This is a genomic window from Myxococcus sp. AB056, assembly GCF_006547365.1.
Lineage (GTDB): Bacteria > Myxococcota > Myxococcia > Myxococcales > Myxococcaceae > Myxococcus > Myxococcus virescens.
The window spans coordinates 22,264-39,522 of sequence record NZ_VHLB01000081.1 but is presented as its reverse complement, the minus strand read 5'-3'; the positions used below and the strand labels follow the sequence as shown (position 1 = coordinate 39,522).

The 17,259-nt window shown below is 66.6% G+C and carries 14 protein-coding genes, 1 other RNA gene and 1 pseudogene; 10 read left to right on the top strand and 6 right to left on the bottom strand.

Translation table 11 applies throughout. The features are described 5' to 3' along the window. Both FMP39_RS37555 and FMP39_RS38205 read left to right on the top strand, forming a co-directional pair. On the top strand, window positions 1-388 hold a 388-nt coding region (locus tag FMP39_RS37555), incomplete at its 5' end, for a hypothetical protein (protein ID WP_305036083.1). 160 nt (window positions 389-548) lie between these two features. Next, a complete protein-coding gene (locus tag FMP39_RS38205) occupies window positions 549-713 on the top strand; it encodes a hypothetical protein (protein WP_228558400.1) in 165 nt (54 codons plus the stop codon). Between the two features lie 372 nt (window positions 714-1,085). On the opposite strand, the gene FMP39_RS28415 is transcribed toward FMP39_RS38205, so the two are convergent. Continuing rightward, window positions 1,086-3,230 (bottom strand): patatin-like phospholipase family protein, encoded by a 2,145-nt coding sequence (locus FMP39_RS28415; protein WP_141593270.1) that lies wholly within the window; start codon window positions 3,228-3,230, stop codon window positions 1,086-1,088. Window positions 3,231-3,740: 510 nt separating this feature from the next. Beyond that, window positions 3,741-4,271, bottom strand: a complete 531-nt coding sequence (locus FMP39_RS28410) for a hypothetical protein (RefSeq protein WP_141593269.1) — start codon at window positions 4,269-4,271, stop codon at window positions 3,741-3,743. Between the two features lie 413 nt (window positions 4,272-4,684). Here FMP39_RS28410 and FMP39_RS38505 point away from each other — a divergent pair, with 413 nt between their 5' ends. From FMP39_RS38505 to FMP39_RS28390, 4 genes are all read left to right on the top strand, one after another. After that, a complete protein-coding gene (locus FMP39_RS38505) occupies window positions 4,685-4,810 on the top strand; it encodes a hypothetical protein (RefSeq protein WP_255508560.1) in 126 nt (41 codons plus the stop codon). Window positions 4,811-4,980: 170 nt separating this feature from the next. After that, window positions 4,981-6,225 (top strand): hypothetical protein, encoded by a 1,245-nt coding sequence (locus FMP39_RS28405; protein WP_141593268.1) that lies wholly within the window; start codon window positions 4,981-4,983, stop codon window positions 6,223-6,225. A 407-nt stretch (window positions 6,226-6,632) separates the two neighbouring features. Next, window positions 6,633-6,920 carry a hypothetical protein gene (locus tag FMP39_RS28395; protein ID WP_141593267.1) on the top strand — a complete coding sequence of 96 codons (288 nt, stop codon included), beginning with the start codon at window positions 6,633-6,635 and terminating at the stop codon, window positions 6,918-6,920. Window positions 6,921-7,285: 365 nt separating this feature from the next. Next, window positions 7,286-7,645, top strand: coding sequence for a YciI family protein (locus FMP39_RS28390; protein ID WP_141593266.1), 360 nt, complete (start codon window positions 7,286-7,288; stop codon window positions 7,643-7,645). A 60-nt stretch (window positions 7,646-7,705) separates the two neighbouring features. Here the strand turns inward: FMP39_RS28390 and FMP39_RS28385 are convergent, their stop codons facing one another. After that, window positions 7,706-8,293: an SRPBCC family protein gene (locus FMP39_RS28385; protein ID WP_194858599.1), complete on the bottom strand. Its 588-nt coding sequence runs from the start codon at window positions 8,291-8,293 to the stop codon at window positions 7,706-7,708. 502 nt (window positions 8,294-8,795) lie between these two features. Here FMP39_RS28385 and FMP39_RS28380 point away from each other — a divergent pair. After that, the gene (locus tag FMP39_RS28380; RefSeq protein WP_194858598.1) at window positions 8,796-9,083 is read left to right on the top strand and encodes a hypothetical protein; all 288 of its coding nucleotides are present in this window, start codon (window positions 8,796-8,798) and stop codon (window positions 9,081-9,083) included. 241 nt (window positions 9,084-9,324) lie between these two features. On the opposite strand, the gene FMP39_RS28375 is transcribed toward FMP39_RS28380, so the two are convergent. From FMP39_RS28375 to ssrA, 3 genes and pseudogenes are all read right to left on the bottom strand, one after another. Further along, the gene (locus FMP39_RS28375) at window positions 9,325-10,443 is read right to left on the bottom strand and encodes an aldo/keto reductase (protein WP_141593263.1); all 1,119 of its coding nucleotides are present in this window, start codon (window positions 10,441-10,443) and stop codon (window positions 9,325-9,327) included. A gap of 785 nt (window positions 10,444-11,228) precedes the next feature. Beyond that, a pseudogene (locus tag FMP39_RS28365) lies at window positions 11,229-11,366 on the bottom strand (transposase); the annotation flags it as partial. A 329-nt stretch (window positions 11,367-11,695) separates the two neighbouring features. Beyond that, window positions 11,696-12,061: a transfer-messenger RNA gene (gene ssrA / locus FMP39_RS28355) on the bottom strand. Between the two features lie 219 nt (window positions 12,062-12,280). Between ssrA and FMP39_RS28350 the strand changes: the two genes are divergently transcribed. The 3 genes from FMP39_RS28350 (at window position 12,281) to FMP39_RS28340 (ending at window position 17,254) form a co-directional block, all read left to right on the top strand. Continuing rightward, entirely contained in the window at window positions 12,281-13,642 is a 1,362-nt protein-coding gene (locus FMP39_RS28350; protein ID WP_141593262.1) for a pitrilysin family protein, read from the top strand. Beyond that, window positions 13,642-15,255, top strand: coding sequence for a pitrilysin family protein (locus tag FMP39_RS28345; RefSeq protein ID WP_141593261.1), 1,614 nt, complete (start codon window positions 13,642-13,644; stop codon window positions 15,253-15,255). The genes FMP39_RS28350 and FMP39_RS28345 overlap by 1 nt, the downstream gene beginning before the upstream one ends. A gap of 79 nt (window positions 15,256-15,334) precedes the next feature. Next, complete coding sequence (locus FMP39_RS28340) at window positions 15,335-17,254, top strand: OmpA family protein (protein ID WP_141593260.1); 1,920 nt, start codon at window positions 15,335-15,337, stop codon at window positions 17,252-17,254. Window positions 17,255-17,259 lie beyond the last annotated feature (5 nt).

The following is a 17,259-nucleotide window of genomic DNA, read 5'->3' as shown; positions in this document are numbered from 1 at the left end:
CGCCGCCCCCATCGTGGAGCATGCGCCGGCTCCCGTCGCGCCTCGGACGAGCCCGCCGCAAGCCCTCCAGAAGCCCGTCGTGGAGCCGCCGCCGGAAGCTCGCGCCACGAGCCCGGAGGACGAGGAACTGCTGCTCATCGATGACGCCCACCGTGCCCTCCAGCGAGGCGCCGCCGAGGAGGCCCTCTCGCTGCTGCGAGGACACGCGTCCCGGTTCCAGGCGGGCACGCTCGCGCAGGAGCGGGAGGTGCTCGCCATCGAGGCGTTGGTCCTGCTGGGCCAACGCGCGGAAGCCCAGCAACGCGCCGAGAACTTCCAGGCGAAGTACCCGACGTCCTCACACCTCGTCCGTCTCCAGAAGCTGCTCCGTCCGCCAGCGCTGGAGTGACGAGGTGTTGGAGGCCCCCCCCTTGAGCCCATGGGCCCCGCGAATCCGAATCGGTGACCGGACTGGAACCCCACGTCGCGGCCATTCAACGGCTGCACGGGGCGGTTGTTCGGGTTGAGGTGGGGCAGCCGCTCGAAGGCGGCCATCTGCGAGTCGGACGGTGTACACCGCGACGCACCGCGGGCTCGCCGCCGCGCTGCTCGCGGGGCCGGAGGGGCTGTCACCCCAGGAGCTGTGCTGCACCGACATGCTACTTGAGGTGTTGAAAGGGTTGGCGGCGCGGGCGTCCTCGGCGGGGGCGATTCACACCTGCGCGACGGCGTAGGACCTGCTGAGGCTGGCGAACGCCATCGCGGTCGCCAACGAGCAGGATGCCCCCACCGCGCGCCGGGTGCTGCGCCTGGCGCTCCTCGGCATCCGGCCGGGAGCATCGCTCGGGAGGCCCCATCAGCGGCCCTCCTCGGCCTCTCCCCTCATGCCCTCACCCTCAACAACAGGGCCTCTATCCCGCCTATACGTCCGGTTCAGGTCCAGTTCCGGTGGACGCGACAGGGGACGGACCACGCCCGGCGGGAGCAGGCCTTCTCGCTCGACGGCGAGACATGGGAGACCAACTGGGTGATGGAGCTCACCCGGGTCCACGGCGTCCGTGAACCCGGGTAACGTGATGCAGCCGCGGGTGGACAGGCGCTCGCTGTCATTGCTCGGGCGTCACACGCAAGATGCTTTCGGGCATGGGTTCGTCATACGAGAAGAAGTATTGCTTCCTCGCGCGAGGAGGATACGGGATTCCGGTCGTCTTCCCTGACGTCCATTTGTCAATGAGTTCCGTCAGTGCATCCATGCGCTGAATCGCCTCTCTGCGCCAGCGAGGCCACAACGGTTTCGGCGGAACACGGTACCACGCTTGTCGCTCGTCCTCCTGGGACGCTTTCAGCAGCGCTTCGTACTGCCTCAGCAGTTCCTGACGCCAGTTTCCATTTCTCGACGCCTTCGTGTACCGCTCTCGAAGACGAATGAACTCCTCCTCCAGGCGTCCGAGCAAGACGAGCAGACGTACCCAGCGGTGTTCATCGAATGCGAACTCACTCTGTAATCTCTCCGCGGCACGGCCTCCCTTCTCCGCAATGGCCTGGATGGTGCCGACCCCCATGTTCAGATTGAGGCCGCCCTCCCCATCCGACAGGCGGACATGCGCGATGCGCTCTCGATAGCTGGGCAGGCGGGCTTGCGTATTGTCACGGTAGTTCTGTGCGGTATCGAAGATCGCGCCCAGGAACTGGCTCAGCCACTTAAGCGGATAGACATGGGGCACGAGGAGGTATCGCGGCTGTGCCAAAAACACATCATCGTCCCCCCGATGGATGGACGCCTCCCTGGGGCCAGTGATGTTCGTGGGCATCTGCGAGTCCGCCAGATTGATTCCGAACGTGGGGCGCTGAGGCAGCCAGTCATCGAACATGTGGATGGGGAAGTTGCTTGAGATCCCTCCATCACTAAACCAGTTCTCCTGCAGTTCACTCTCTCCGGCGTCAGAGTCTTTCACCCGAAGCACATAGGGCTTCTTTCCTTCACTCAAGGCTGCGCGCTTTTGGAAAGTGTCGTGCTTGATGGTGTAGAGGCGCACCGCTCCCAGCAGCAAAGGGAAGCTGAGGCTCATTCTCGTGGCGACCACGACGGGGAGCGCATTGCCCGCCGGGAAGGGATAGAAGCCTTCGGCTTTCGCCTTCGCCAAGTCGAAGTTCTTGAAGGCGTCCTTGGTTCGCGCACTCTGAGTCCTGTTCAGTTCATACCTGTCCACATCCATCCAGTTTTCGAGGTACCTCACCACCTCCAATGGAAAGAGGCGGCGCATGTCGTCCGTGCGAAAGAGGTATCCTGCATCCAGTTCTTCCGGGTGCACGACGCGACGGCTCGCGGTCTCCGTATCTTCGCTGTGCAACGTATAGGGCTGGCGCTGGCTCAGGTTCGTCGTCACCATGCGAAAGTCGATGCCAACATCCTTGCCCTTGCCATCTTCCTTCTCCCGAAGGTGGCCAAGGGTCAGGACGTCATCGCTCTCGAGCCCCGCGAGCTTCTGGATGTGTTCGTGAAGCCAGGGAGTCAGTGCAGGGTGCTTTGGAGCCCCGTTTCCGGACGCGACATCCATCCCTGTACAAAGCGCGAAGAAGCTTTGATCCTTGTCGCGCACATACTCAACCCCACCCTTAAGGGAATGCCAGAGGCGGAGCCCATTCCGCATCACGCCAGCCAAGGACCAAAGCGAGGACCCCATCGCCAGCGTCTTCATGGGGCGTGAAGCCCAACGCGTCATGGTTGCGACAGGCCAGGCCAGCAGTCCGACTGACTGGCGAACGGCTCTCACGGGCAGGATGCTTCGATGCGCTGCCTCATCAGGTTCCTGAAGAACCTTTCGCGCCAGTTCCACCCATTGAAGTACCCGCCGTCTACCCGGGGAGTCATTGTAGACAGCAATGGCTTCGACAACGGCATTGAACAACCTTCGTGCCTGTGGAGCTGGCTGGAAGAGATGGAGCAGGAACCCTTCTTGTTTGAGCTGCTCCATCATCCCGCCCAATCCGGCGAACCCCACGTCCGGGCGTGAGTTCTTCTCCCTGCCATATTCGGCGGCCGCCGCCGCGGCGGCTGCGATAGCGCCGGCGGAGGTCCCGCCCAGTGAACGGAAGCGGTACTTCCGCGCCAGTTCCAGGATGGCTGGAGGATAGACGACGCCGCTGGTGACGCCTCCTTTCATGATGAGGTCGCATTCATCAGAAGGGTTCTGAAACGCGACGTTCTCGAAATGGCTTTTGCCTGCAGTGCTGGGTATTGCCAGGGTCATGGTTCCCCCTGAGAGCCCGTCAAGATTCAAACCAGGGCTCCCCTCCAGGAAGTCTTGACACTGAGTTCAGAGCACGCCACCGGGTGTGTTGGCTCGCGGCCTGTCGAGCGCCCAGACCGCTGGGACCAGCAGGTGGCGAATCCCCAGGCATGCGCCGCTCGTTCGGCTCCAGCGCCACGCGTGCGGCCGCCTTTGGGCTCTCATGGGTCGTGCGCAGCCTCCCCTTCATCGTGGTCGGGAGCGACTTTGCAGGCATGCCGGCGGCTACGCCGCCCCTGTCTCATGTCGAGCGATGTTGAGAGCGCTTCAGCGCGAGCCTGGTGCCGCCAGGTGGCAATGCACATCCGTCCAGCGAGCGCCTCGGAGCGGGCGGGCGTCGTGGGCTCGAAGGCTGCGCCGGCCCCCCCGCTCGGTCCGCGCGCTCCAGCCTGGGGCGTCCTGTGGAGGCCCGCATGGCCCCGGAGCTGGATGAGCGCGGACTCGGGGGCGCGTCGTGGTTCACGCTCGACGTCAGTGCCGCACGTCGAGCACGCCCGTGCTCCGGACCTCGTTCAGGGCCACCCGCGCCACCTCGCCGGTGTCGACGTTGTACGCCATGAACAACTGGCCGCGCGCGCACGAGCAGCGTGCCTCCATCCTCGCTGATGTGGAGCACATCATGATGGCCTCAATCTCGATTTCACGGACCTCGTCGTGGTCGAGCGAATATTCATACATGCGGGCGGTGCCGGCGAAGGTGTTGCCCTCGACGAAGTACAGCGTGCGCCGCTTCAGGTTCAATCCTTCGAATTCGCCCGTGCTGCAGCAGGTGTTATGGGTCCGCAAGACGCGCTCCTCGTCGGTGCGAAGGTTGAGCCGGCGGTAGGTCCCGGGCCTTGACTCATCACATACGCGGTTCTCATCGAAGAAGCCTTCACGGTAGTAATACACCGTGTCTCCCACCAGGAACGGAACCAGCATGCCCTTGCGCGGCACGTTCTTCAGCGGAGGGCCAATCTTCCACGGTTGGGTTCCCGTGGGCTCCGGCGTAGCGAGGCGCACGCTTCCGTTCTTTTGTCGCAGCACCGCTCGTGATTCCCCCCTGGACCGGGAAGACGCCCGCGGAGTCCTGGAGGTTTCGGTCCAGCACGCGAATGCCCTGGGGGCGTGGGCCGAAACTCCAGCTCCACCATTCGACATAGGAGTGGTCGCCGGTATGGGTGAGCACGCGGGAGCCGTCCTGCGTGAATTGCTGGGGCTTCTGGGTGCGAAACAGCCCGTTGTCCGTCCACGCCTCGGGCTGGCCCGTGGTGACGCCGATGATGCCGTCAAGGTCTCCCATGATGATGAAGTCGCCGCTCTTGTTCACCCCACCCGGCGTGATGCGGGGCACGGGGATGTCCCGACCGGACAACCGCACGTGGGTAATCTTGTTTCCGAATTGACTGCTGTTCCCTCAAGCAGGTGCGGAGGAGGTGGCAGCGGGGCTGGTGGGGCTGTGCGAGGGCGCGTTCTCCGACCTCGATGCGCTCGCCCGGCATTTGAAGAAGCAGGACCTGTCGCGGCAGCGGCTGAACCCTCTCACGCGACAACTGCCTTGACGCTCACCGCCGGCGCCTGCGCTGATTCGAAGCCTCTTCCGCGTCGCGAGCGGAAGGACCTCACGGGCATTGGCACCCCATGAGCCTGTTTTCACCTGGGCACAACCAGACTCGAGCGCCCGTTTCGAATAGAGCGTCAGGACGTCCGATCTCCTCGCGACAGGTGCCGCATGCCTCTCCCCAGACTGACCCTGCTTTCCGCCGTTCTGCTCACGGGCTGTGCGACCAGCCCCGCCGCGAACCGCACTGAATCCAAGCCCGCTCCCGCGGCGTCAGCGCCCGCCGAGCCGCGCACCGTCCGTGAAGCGCTCGCCCGGGAAATCACCGCGCCGTTGCCGAACAAGCCCGTGGAGGCCGAGGGAGCCCTCTTCCGGGGCAAGGTGCTGGCCGCGGGTACGCCAGAGCTGATGAAGCGCCCCAATGGGGTGACCCTCCTCACCCTCCCGATTGGGACCTCCGAGCCGGTCACCTGTCTCTTCTACACGAGCGCCATCGATGCCGGCGCCGCGGTGAGGAGCCTGCTCGAGTCACTCCTCGATGACGTCACCGTGGAGCGGGTGCGCGCCACGGACGTCAAGTCCTTCACGGGCAGCCCCGCCATGTACCTGGAAGGTGACTACTCGCGAGGCGCCGCTCCGGCCGTACAGGTGGGTCGCATCAAGGTGATGGTCCACGCGGACCCCGTGCTCCCCAAGACCTGCTTCCACAACGAGCTGGGATACACGAAGACCTTCCTCGACGTCACCGAGTCCATCGCCACGGGCCTCACCTCCACGGCGCCGGAGCAGCCGGTGGCGCCCTACTACAGCGACGTGCAGGTGATGCGGCTGGGCGACGTACCCCTCGGGTTCCAGTACACGGCGCTCTTCGGCTCCAAGGCGGGCGGGAGCATCCTTGAGGTCAGCACCACGATGGTGCGTCCCGGGGCCCCGGCCCAGCTCCAGTTCCAGGACACCAACATCACAGAGCAGGCGGACATCTCGGGAGTGCTCGTCGCCAAGAGCTATTCCAAGCGGGTCAACGACACGGTCGCCGCGAATGTGCGCCTGCGCCGGGAGCAGAACGGGAGCTACGGCGTCTCGGGTCAGGTGGCCGCCAAGGAGGTGCAGGCTCAGTTCGGGGGCGAACTCATCGGCGAGGTGGGGCTCGCCGCGCGGCTCCGCGAGGGCCTGCTGAAGGGCCCGGGCGACGCGCTCGAGGCCCTGCTGTGGGTGCCTCCCGCCGACGCGTCCGCACCGACGAAGGTGGTCATCCGCCCTCGCGAGGAGGCGGGAGCCCGCGCCGCCATGATGGAGCTGGGCCCGATGTCCGTGAAGGTGGAGCTCGACGCCCACGGATTCCCCCAGCGGACGGAAATCCCCTCGGGAAGCGCCACTGTCGTCCAGGAGCGGCTGTCCCAGACTGGCGAGCCGTAGCGGCAGGCGGGCGTCGAACACTAAAGGGGCAACGTCCAGGTTCGACGCGGCCCTGGACGCGGGCGGTTGTGCATGCACCGTGCGATGCAGTGGGCCGTCCCCACCTCACGCACCCATGAGTCCCTCCCGCACAGCCCACCTCGTCGTTGACCTCGGCTTCGGAGACGCCAGTAAGGGCACGCCCACCGACTGGCTGGTGCGCCGCCACGGCGCGGGCCCTCTCCGAACCTCACCCCGGCAGTACAGGAGATGAAGCGCATCGGCTGAACCCTCTCACGCGACAACTACCTTGACGCTCACCGGTGCGTGGTTCGCCACCGACGTCACGCCCTCCACCGGAACAGTGGCCAACGGCGAGCACGCCCACCTATTCCGGTCTCAGCGCATGTTGGAGCTTAAGGCCCTTCGTGTGGGCTGTCTTCGGGCAACTCCGCCTCCTCGGCGTTTCGGAGGACTACGAGCCCGTTGTGCAGTCTCCGCTGCCTCTTCCTGGCGAAGACCTCCCGAAGGCTTTCGCCGCCACCGAGCAGCTCTGCCGCAAGCTGATGCGCTACATCATCGACACCAGCAATGCTCGCGAATCGAGCAAGGCCACCTCCAGAAACACCACCGCCTTCATCGAGGACGCTCGCGCTCGCATCGTCAGAGACGAAGCCTCGCTCGAACTCACGCCCGCCACGGCGGCCAACGCGTAGGCCTCACTGACTCTCGATGCCTCGATGCTGAGAATGCTCAACCAACCCCCTGAAGCCGCGGAGTAGCGGTCCGCGTGTTCCACCATTCGCTCATCCATGGCTCGACGGCAGGTCCATTGGAGGGATGGAAGGCCGGTTGAGCGGAATCAGCGGCGGATGCAGGCCACAGGCTCACCCGGCAAGGGCTCCTCGTTCAGGCCGCCGCAGCGGCTGTTGGAGTCAGTGGCACATGACGTCCTGCGGCGCGCCCCGCACGAGCGAGAGGTGCCTGTGGGCCGTCAGCGCAGCGCCGGGCGATGCGGAAACGCTTCAGCTCGCGGGATGGATGGAGGAGGCTCCGGAGTCACCCACAAAAGGAGAGCGTGATGGCGTACATGCTGTTGGTCATGGAGGAGGGCGGGCGTAAACGGAGCCGAACGGCGGAGCAGGGGCGTCGCGAGATGGAGCGGATGGTGCGTTTCGTCGAGGACCTCAAGGCTCGCGGAATATGGAAGGCCAGCGACTCGCTTCGGTCCGCGTCGGAAGGGGTGCGGCTCGAGGTCCGCGGCGGCCAACGCACCCTCCGCGATGGGCCGTTCACGGAGAGCAAGGAGATTGTCGGAGGCTTCGTCCTCTTCGAGTGCGATACCCGGGCAGAGGCGCTAGCGATCGCGAACGAGTGTCCCGCGGCCGAGTGGGCGACGGTCGAGTTGCGTGAGGTCGGCGTCTGCTACGAAGAGGACTGAAACGCAGCCATTCCCAGTGTGGAGCGCGGCCCGCGGGACCGGGGACGATGACCTGCTCGGCTACTTCGCAGGGTCGCCCACCAGCGCGTCGTTCGGAGCAGCCTGTGCCGCCGTCTTCGCCTCGGCCTCGGCGAGGTTCTTCAAGGTAGCGAGCCCCTCCTCGAAGCTCGAGCCCACCATCTTGTCCATGTCCATGAACACGGAGACTGCCTTGTTCAGGAAGCCGTTCTGGCCGGACATCACCCAGGTGACAGTGGTGCCGTTCCCGGCCCGCTCGAAGCGGAAGACCGTTCCATTGGTGGCCTTGAACGGCTTGATGAACTCAAGTTCGAGCTGGAGTTGCTCCGGCGGGTTGAGCGAGACGATCATCATCTTGCCCTCGTTGGCATTGTCACTGCTGACCCAGGCAATCGAGTGGCCCACCGTGGCGGGAGTGCCCGCGTAGGTGTCATTCCGGGTGGGGTCGGGTTTCAGGAACGGCGACCAGGTCCCCACCTTGTGGAAGTCGGCCACGAGCGCGAACACCACGCTCGGCGGCGCGCTCATCGTGGTGGAGCGCTCGACTTTGAACGTGGACGGACGGGTCGCGACGAAGGCGATGAACGCGAGGAGAACAACGGCGACACCGAACAGAATCTTCATGAGCATGTGGGACTCCCCATTTCGACTTGGTTTGCTGCTGCGTCGAACGAGCTCTGGAAAGATCGACATGTCGAAGGTCTTTTTCCGGAGTGCTCTAAACGCCAGAGATTTCAAGGGGTTCCTGAAGCTCTGCCCTGCTCCGCCCGTAGAGAAGGGGGGCTCGGCCGCCATGATTCAACGCGCCATCGGCGAGCTGGGGGCTGAGGTCGTGGAAATGGAGCAGCACGCTGCGCCTCCTTGGTGCGGACTGCTGCGCAAAAGCTTCGCGCTCGACACGTTTTCGTGCGGCAGGTTCAAAGGCCAACGCGGGCCTGTGCGTAAGAGCGGGCTTGCCCGGCGCAGAGCAAGCTGTATGGGGCGCGCTCCTCAATGACCAAGTACTCCTCCCGCGCACTGCTCCCATTGTTGCTGTGTCTTCTGTTCTCCACCGCCTGTTCTTCCGAGGCGCCCACGGGGCCGCAGGGCCTGCAAGGCCTGGTGGGCGATACCGGAACTCTTCTCCGTGCAGATGGGCGTCACGGGAAATGAAAGCGTCACCTGTGGCGCCATCTTCTCGACCCTGGCCGTCCGTCTGACCCGGCCGCTCACGACGCCGGGGCAGACCTTCACCCTTCCGTCATCCAGGGCGTCGAGCTACCTGTACGCGGATCGCAGCTCCAGCCAGTGCTTGAGTTGGACAGGCACCGTCACGTGGCATTCCGACGTTCCGGCCTGGCGCGTCAGCGTCAACGCGACCTGCTCGGAGATGGGGAAGGGCCACATCCAAGTCGTGGGCACGTATAGCGGCGACGCCTGAGTCGCCCACGGCCGCGCACGACTGGCCCCCTGCGGGCTTGGAGGCCAGTCGTTTCAGGGCTTCCCCCTGACGCTGTCCTTGTCGGTGAACGGGGCCAATCGCTCAGGGCCGTGGCATGGCGGACCCGCGCGCTTCGCTCGGCCCCGAAGCCTGGGCTTCCGGGGCCGCGGCGGCGATGTCATTGACGGATGTCCCGCCGGAGGATCACGGGAAGTGCACCGCCGGCCTCGCTGCTCGATGCTTACCGGGCCTGGAGCGGTCCACGAAACCCGCTCGGCTCCGCGCTCACAGTGGTGTTGCCCGCGAGCATGCCCCTCGTGAAGAAGGGGTTCTCGAAGAACACGTACGGATTGAAGAGCTCGGGGCGGCTCGCGACCTCCAGTCTCGTGGAGAGCTCGGGCGGCAGGTTGAAGTCCAGCGCGTGGAGGTTGTCCTCCAACTGCTCCAGCCTGCTCGCGCCGATAATGGTGGACACGACGCCTGGACGCGTCGCCACCCAGTTGAGCGCGACCTGGGCGGGCGAGCGCTCTACCTCTTTCGCCACCACGACGAGCGCCTCGACGATGGCCCATGGGCGCTCCTGCAGGAACTTGTCCGCCACGGGGTTTCCGCTGGCCAGCAGTGCATGGGCGCGCCCGTCACCCTTCGGCCGGGTTCCCTCGCGAGTGTACCTTCCGGTGAGGAGGCCCCCGGCCAGGGGGCTCCAAGGCGTGATGGCGGCCCCCATCGCCAGCGCGGCGGGCAGGTGCTCGCGCTCAATGTTGCGCTCCGCGAGCGAGTACTCCAGTTGCAGCGCGGCGACCTTTTCCCAGCCGTTGCGCTCCGCCAGGGTTTGCGCGCGCGCGAAGTACCATGCCGGCACGTCGGAGAAGCCGACGTAGCGCACCTTGCCCTCGCGCACGAGGCCAGTCAGCGTCCCCATCACTTCCTCCACGGGCGTCAGGCCGTCCCAGACGTGGAGCCAGTACACGTCCACGTAGTCCGTCTTGAGGCGGCGCAGAGAGCCTTCGAGTGCGGAGTGGATGTGCTTTCGGCTGTTCCCGCCCGCATTCGGATCCCCCGGAGATAGGTTGGCGGAGAACTTGGTGGCGATGACCGCCCGCTGCCTGCCGCCATGCTGCGTGAAGTAGTCGCCGATGATGCGCTCGCTGGCGCCGGAGGTGTACGCATCCGCTGTATCAATGAAGTTGCCGCCCGCTTCCAGATAGCGTGTCAGCAGCCGGTGCGCGTCCTCGCCGCTCATGCCCCAGCCCCAGTCGGTACCGAAGTTCATGGTGCCCAACGCGAGTGGGCTTACCCGAAGGCCCGTCTGACCGAGCAGGTGGTACTTCGCCAGAGAATCAATGATTCGCGTCGACATGGTGGTGCTCTCCATCCGTGGTGATGGGGCATGCTCCCCATCGCTCTGCTACGGATAGAAGAGCGCCCCCATGAAGGCAGCCCGCTTCTTGCGCCTGATTGATGGGGGCTGTTTGTTCCCAGGGGTCACGATTGGACAGACCGCGCAGGTGACGGTGGCTCATACGCTGGGCGGGGTTGGCCGTGGGGCGCCTTGAGTGACACGATTAGAGCGTCATCTCAGTCACCGTGCCTCTGCATGAGGCGCGTATCCGTCTCGCCCCACTCAACGACCACGGCGGCGAGCCGCTGCGCGCCATCCGTCCCTTCCTGCAGGGTACGGCGCCCCGGCCCTTCGTGCTCGCGATGACGGCGGCGGGGCAGAGCGCGCTCAATGTTCCGGGGCTGGACACGGTCGTCATCGACGACATGCGCTTCACGAACCTGGTGGAGCGCGGCCGCAACGTCCCCACCCGCGTGCACCTGGGCAACAACGAACTCTTGCAGATGGCGGGGCGCGTGCACGGTCGGGTGGAGGGTGGGCGCGTCTTCATCCTGAGCGACCGGCCGCTGCACTTCGCCTCGCTGAGGCCCACCGAACCCGAGTTCCAACTCGCGGGCGAGCCGGAGCGGGTGGCGCTCACCGCCGCGGCCCTGGGCGTGCGGGCGGATGAGTTGGATTTGCCCGTGCCGCTGGACCGCAATGCCTATCGCCGGGCGCTCACGAAGTTGCAGGCGCGCGGCATCGTGGACGCGACTGGACGCGCTCGTGCCGCCCGCGACGCGTCAGTCGCGTCTGGCGCTCCCGAACTTCTGGCGCCACCGGTAGAGCGTCTGCTCGGCGACGCCGTGCTTCCGGGCCACCTCCACCACGCTGACCCCAGGCGCCTCCGCCTCCCTCAGGATGCGGACTATCTGCTCCTCGGTAAACCTGCTCTTCCTCACGACCGACCTACCTCCTGGCCGCGAGGACGCTCTCACTCTTCAACGGGTCCTAAAATTGGGGAGCAGACCACCGGCCCGAAGCTCCTGAGCCTCAAGTCCATCAACAACGTGCTCACGGTGCTGCACAAGCGACCATCGAGATGACCATGCGGTACACCCACCTCGCGCCGGAGGCCCGGGAGAGCGTGGTACAGCAGCTCGACCGCACCGTGCCCCAGCTCCACGCCGCACCGGGCAGAGACGCCGCAGGGGCACACTGAGGGCACATGAAGCTACGAGGACAAAGAAAAAGCCCAGCAACCCGATTGGATTGCTGGGCTCATTCTTCACAGTGGAGGCGGAGGGAATCGAACCCTCGTCCGAAAGCCGTCCGTTCTTCGACCCTACGTGCGTAGTCCGCGATTTGCTACGTCCCTGAGGCTCCCACGGACGGGATACTCAGAGCCGGTCCTGGAAAGGTCTCGCCACCTCGGGTCCAGGCACCCTCGGCAGCCAGCCTGCATTATGACGGTCTGTCCCAACCCCACAGGCCGAGGGCGGGGGGACCGCGCACTATGGGCTGTTTTTAGGCAGCCAGCGCGAGCTCAACGTTGTCGTTGGCTTTTGTGTCTTTGCCGGGTTGAATTTACGAGCTACCTGACAAGCTCGGCACGCGTCTCGAACTTCAATGCCCCCGTCGAAACCAGGTCGCCCCCGGTAGGTTCACTGCACGTCACGCGGCCACTCACTGCGCCGCGTCTTCCTCAGATTAACCGCTGACGGGGGCGCGTCAATCCTCCTGAATGGCCGCGGGCACTTCTGGGCGCACGGCCGTAGACACTCCGCGCACAAGCCCCTCCCCCACCGAGCCAGCCGTCGTAGGGTCGCCTACCCGCCGGGTCCCGCTTCTTCCGCCCCGGCCACGAGGCACCTGAATGAGACGACTGCTCCCCCTCCTTCTGCTCCTGCTGGGCACCGCCCTGCCGGCCGCCGCCGCGCCCACCCCGGCGTCGGACGCGTTCCCGTACACCCTCCACACGGACACCCTGCCCAACGGCCTCACCGTGGTCCGCGTGCCCTACCCGTCGCGCGGCATCATCGCCTACGTCACCGTGGTCCGCGTGGGCTCGCGCAACGAGGTGGAACCCGGCCGCACCGGCTTCGCCCACTTCTTCGAGCACATGATGTTCAAGGGCACGAAGACGCACCCGGAAGGCGACCGCGAGCGCATCCTCGGGAACTTCGGCTACGACGACAACGCCTTCACCACCGACGACATCACCCTCTACTACTCCTACGGCCCCACCGCCGGCCTGCCCCAGCTCATCGAAATCGAGGCGGACCGCTTCCGGAACCTGGAGTACAGCCAGCCGTCCTTCCAGACAGAGGCGCTCGCCGTGCTCGGCGAGTACCACAAGAACGCCGCCGCCCCCTTCCTCAAGATGGAAGAGGAGCTCAACGCCGCGGCCTTCACCCGCCACACGTACCAACACACCACCATGGGCTTCTACAAGGACATCCAGGCGATGCCCCAGGCCTATGACTACAGCCGCACCTTCTTCGAGCGCTGGTACACGCCCGACAACACCCTGCTCTTCATCATCGGCGACTTCGACGACGCCAAGGTCATGGAGCTCGTGCGCCAGCACTACGGCCCCTGGGACCGCAAGGCTGCCCAGGTCTCCGTCCCCGCCGAGCCGCCCCAGAAGGGCCCTCGCAAAGCCCACATCGACTGGCCTCAGCCCACGCAGCCCCGGCAGGTGATTGCGTGGCGCACGCCCGGCGCCGGCACCAGCCCGACCGACGCCGCCATCCAGACGCTCCTCGTGGACTACCTCGCCGGCCCCACCAGCCCCGCCTACAAGACGCTGGTCCTGGACAAGCAGCTCGTGGAGTCCATTGGCAGCGACTACTCCGAGCACCGCGACCCGCACCTCTTCACCCTCACCGCCACCCTCAAGGACGAGCGCCACCGCGACACCGTCCGCAAGACGCTGCTCCAGGAGGTCAGCCGGCTCGCCGCTGGCCGCGTGGACGCCGCGCGCCTCAAGGCCATCCAGGACCACGCCCGCTACGGCGCGCTCATGGCCCTGGAGACTCCGCGAGACGTGGGCATCCAGCTCGGCTGGTACGCCGGCGTCACGGGCTCGCCCGACGGCTTCCAGCGCCACCTGCAGAGCCTGCCCAAGGTGACGCCCGCGCAGCTCTCCGACTTCACCAAGCGCTACCTCACCGCCAACAAGCTCATCCTGCTCAGCCTCACCCCCAAGACGGACGCCCAGAGAGGGACGAAGTGATGAAGACCCGAGCACTCCTGTCCCTCACCGCCCTCCTGGGGCTCGCCGGCTGCACCACCACGCCGAAGCCGCCTCCCGACGAGAACGCGCCGCCTCCCGCGGTGCCCACCCAGGCGGCGGCACCCGAGCCCGCTCCGCAGCCCGCACGCCCGGAGACCGTGCCAGCGACGCCGCTGCGCCAGCCCAAGCCCATGGAGCTGGTCGTCCTGGCGCGTCCGGACTCGCCCATCGTCTCCTTCCGGCTCGTGTTCCACACCGGCTCCGTGGACGATCCGAAGGGCAAGGAGGGCCTCACCGCCCTCACGGCGCAGCTCATGGCGGAGGGCGGCACGCAGAAGCTCACCGCCTCGCAACTGCTGGAGGCCCTGTACCCCATGGCCGCGGAGCTGGACGTCTTCGTGGACAAGGAGTTCACGACGTTCTCCGGCCGCGTCCACAAGGACTTCCTGGCGCGCTTCCAGGACATCTTCACCGACGTGCTCCTGGCCCCGCGCCTGGACGCCGCCGAGTTGGAGCGCCTGCGCGCCAACGCCATCAGCGACGTGGAGAACGGCCTGCGCAGCGCCAATGACGAGGCGCTGGGCAAGGTCGCGCTGGACGCCCTGCTCTACCAGGGCCACCCCTACGCGCACTTCACGGGCGGCACGGTGCAGGGGTTGAAGGCGATTACGCTGGATGACGTGAAGGCCCACGCCCAGCGCGTCTTCACGCAGGACCGGCTCGTCATCGGCCTGGCGGGCGCGGTGGATGACGCGCTCGCACAGGCGCTCAGCTCGCGCCTGTCCGCGCTGCCCGCGAAGGGCGCTCCGCGCGTGGAGCTGCCCGCCGTGCCGACGACGGCCGGCCGCACCGTCATCATCCAGAAGCCCACGCTCTCCACCGCCGTCAGCACGGGCTTTGTCAGCACCATCCGCCGCGGCGACCCGGACTTCTTCCCGGTGGCCTTCGCCATGTCCAACCTGGGCGAGCACCGCCAGTCCATTGGCGTGCTCTTCACCGAGCTGCGCGAGAAGCGCGGCCTCAACTACGGCGACTACGCCTACGCCGAGCACTTCATCGAGTCGCCCGGCACCACGTACAACCGCACCAACATCGCGCGCACCCAGCAGGACCTGTCCCTCTGGATTCGGCCCGTGGTGCCCACCAACGGCGTGTTCGCCACGCGCGGCGCGGTGTTCTTCCTGGACCAGATGGTGAAGGAGGGCATCCCCCAGGAGCGCTTCGAGCTGATGCGCGGCTTCCTCCAGGGCTACACCCGCCTGTGGGAACAGACGGACCAGCGCCGGCTGGGCTACGCCATTGACGGACGCTTCTACGGCACGCCCGACTTCCTGGAGCAGTACCGCCAGGCCATGGCGAAGATGACGCCGCAGTCCGTCCAGGAGGCGCTCCGCCGCCGCGTGCAGCCCGAGGCCCTCAACTTCGTCTTCGTCACCGAGGACGCGGAGGGGCTCGCCCAGGCGCTGCGCTCCGGTGCGCCGTCGCCCATCACCTACGCGTCACCCAAGTCAGAGGAGCTGCTGACGCAGGACCAGGCCATCTCCTCGTCCAAGCTGCCCCTGCGCCCGGAGGCCATCCAGGTCATCCCCGCGCAGCAGTTCATGGATAAATAACACACGGCTGTAATCAGCAGTGCCGGGGGGTGGGTCATTTCCTTCCACCCCCCGGAGTCGGGTGCTATGAGCTTGAAACATGCAAGGCTTCAGCTTGCGTGGTTCAGCCACCCGACTCGCCGTCCTGGGCCTGCTTCTGGCCTCGGTGGCTGCGCACGCCGACCACGACCCGTTCGCTCGCGGATTCGACGCCGTTCCCGTCAAGGCCACCGCGGCTCAGCACAGCGGTATCGCGCTGGAAGGCACGAGCAACGCGCTGCCCGCTGGGAGCTTCCGCGCGGCGCTCTTGTTCGACTTCAACTGGCGCATCCTCGCCCTGAAGCTGGGCGACGAGAAGCTGGGCGACCTCTTGCCCTACCGGCTCGATGCGCACCTGCTGTTCGCCTATCAGCTCCATGAGCGCTTGGAGCTGGCGGTGGACCTGCCCGTCACGATACTCCAGGGTGACAACTTCCAGTTGCTGCGCGACGCGCTGAACGCGCCCAACTTCCCGGGCGCCGCGGGCGTGGGCCGCACCACGCTGGGCGACATCCGCCTGCTGCCACGCGTCCACCTGCTGGACCGCGAGACGTTCCCAGTGGGCGTGTCGCTCGTCGCCGAGGTCCGGCTGCCCACCGGCAGCGCCTCCAGCTTCACCGGCGAGCGCGGCGTGCTCTGGGCGCCTCGCATCGCGCTGGAGCAGCGGTTCACCGCCCTCCCCGTGCCCATCCGCGTGCTCGGCAACGTGGGCGTGCGGCTGCGGCCCCACGCGCAGTACCTCAACCTGCTCGTGGATGACGAGCTGACGCTGGGGGCGGGCGCCATCGCGGAGCTGCCCAACATGGGCCGCTTCACGGACGTGGAGGCCGTGGCGGAAATGCACCTGGGCACCCCGCTTGTGCGCCCCTTCAACTTCGACCAGGCCGACACGCTCAAGACGCCGTGGGAGGCGCTGGTGGGCGCCCGCGCCAAGGTCTGGGGCAATTGGGGCATGGAGCTCAACGTCGGCCGCGGCATCAACCTGTCCAGCGGCTACGGCCGTGAGGCCCTGCGGGTGATGTTCGCGGTGCGCTACGACGAAACGTTCATCGACTCGGACGGCGACGGCGTGCCCGACATCCGCGACCGCTGCCCCAACGAGCCCGAGGACATCGACGGCTTCCAGGACGGCGACGGCTGCCCCGACCCGGACAACGACGGTGACGGCATCCCCGACGGCGAGGATGGCTGCGCCAACGAGAAGGGCCCCAAGCACACCAAGGGCTGCCCGGACCCGAACTACGACACGGACGGCGACGGCGTCGTCGACGGCGAGGACGCCTGCGTCGACAAGCCGGGCCCCAAGTCCAACAAGGGCTGCCCGGAGGACGAGAACGACGCGGACGGCGACGGCATCCCCGACAAGCTCGACAAGTGCCCGGACAAGCCCGGCCCGAAGGACTACGACGGCTGCCCGGACACCGACGGCGACGAGGTACCCGACAACGAGGACGACTGCCCCGAGCAGTTCGGTCCGCCGGAGAACAACGGCTGCCCGTACGACTCGCCGCCGTATGTCGTCGTCGAGTCCGACCGTATCCGCATCAAGGGCAACGTGCTCTTCGAGACGGGCTCCGCCGTCATCCAGAAGCAGTCGTACCCGCTGCTCGACGAGGTGGCGACGGTGCTGCGGAAGAACCCGACGCTGGGCCCGGTCCTCATCGAAGGCCACACCGACAATCGCGGCTCGCGCGCCCTCAACATGGGCCTGTCCGACCGCCGCGCGAAGTCCGTGCTCGAGTACCTGGTGGCCAAGGGCATCGCGCGCAAGCGCCTCAGCTCCAAGGGCTTCGGCTTCGACAACCCGATTGCCACCAACGACACGGCGCTGGGCCGCGCGAAGAACCGGCGCGTCGACTTCCGGCTCGTGCGCGCCGAGCTGGAGACGGAGAAGAAGGAGACCGTTGTCCCGGCAGGCCAGCCGCCGCCGCCGGGAACAACGCCGGCCAACGCGGCCCCGGGCAAGGACGGCAAGCCGTAGTCCAC

Excerpts from the sequence above, each read along its gene's own strand:
- FMP39_RS28385 (WP_194858599.1), bottom strand. The coding sequence starts at position 8,293 with ATGCTCATGAAGATTCTGTTCGGTGTCGCCGTTGTTCTCCTCGCGTTC.
- FMP39_RS28345 (WP_141593261.1), top strand. The coding sequence starts at position 13,642 with ATGAAGACCCGAGCACTCCTGTCCCTCACCGCCCTCCTGGGGCTCGCC.
- FMP39_RS28405 (WP_141593268.1), top strand. The coding sequence starts at position 4,981 with ATGCCTCTCCCCAGACTGACCCTGCTTTCCGCCGTTCTGCTCACGGGC.
- FMP39_RS28340 (WP_141593260.1), top strand. The coding sequence starts at position 15,335 with ATGCAAGGCTTCAGCTTGCGTGGTTCAGCCACCCGACTCGCCGTCCTG.
- FMP39_RS28350 (WP_141593262.1), top strand. The coding sequence starts at position 12,281 with ATGAGACGACTGCTCCCCCTCCTTCTGCTCCTGCTGGGCACCGCCCTG.
- FMP39_RS28375 (WP_141593263.1), bottom strand. The coding sequence starts at position 10,443 with ATGTCGACGCGAATCATTGATTCTCTGGCGAAGTACCACCTGCTCGGT.
- FMP39_RS28390 (WP_141593266.1), top strand. The coding sequence starts at position 7,286 with ATGGCGTACATGCTGTTGGTCATGGAGGAGGGCGGGCGTAAACGGAGC.
- FMP39_RS28380 (WP_194858598.1), top strand. The coding sequence starts at position 8,796 with ATGGGCGTCACGGGAAATGAAAGCGTCACCTGTGGCGCCATCTTCTCG.
- FMP39_RS28415 (WP_141593270.1), bottom strand. The coding sequence starts at position 3,230 with ATGACCCTGGCAATACCCAGCACTGCAGGCAAAAGCCATTTCGAGAAC.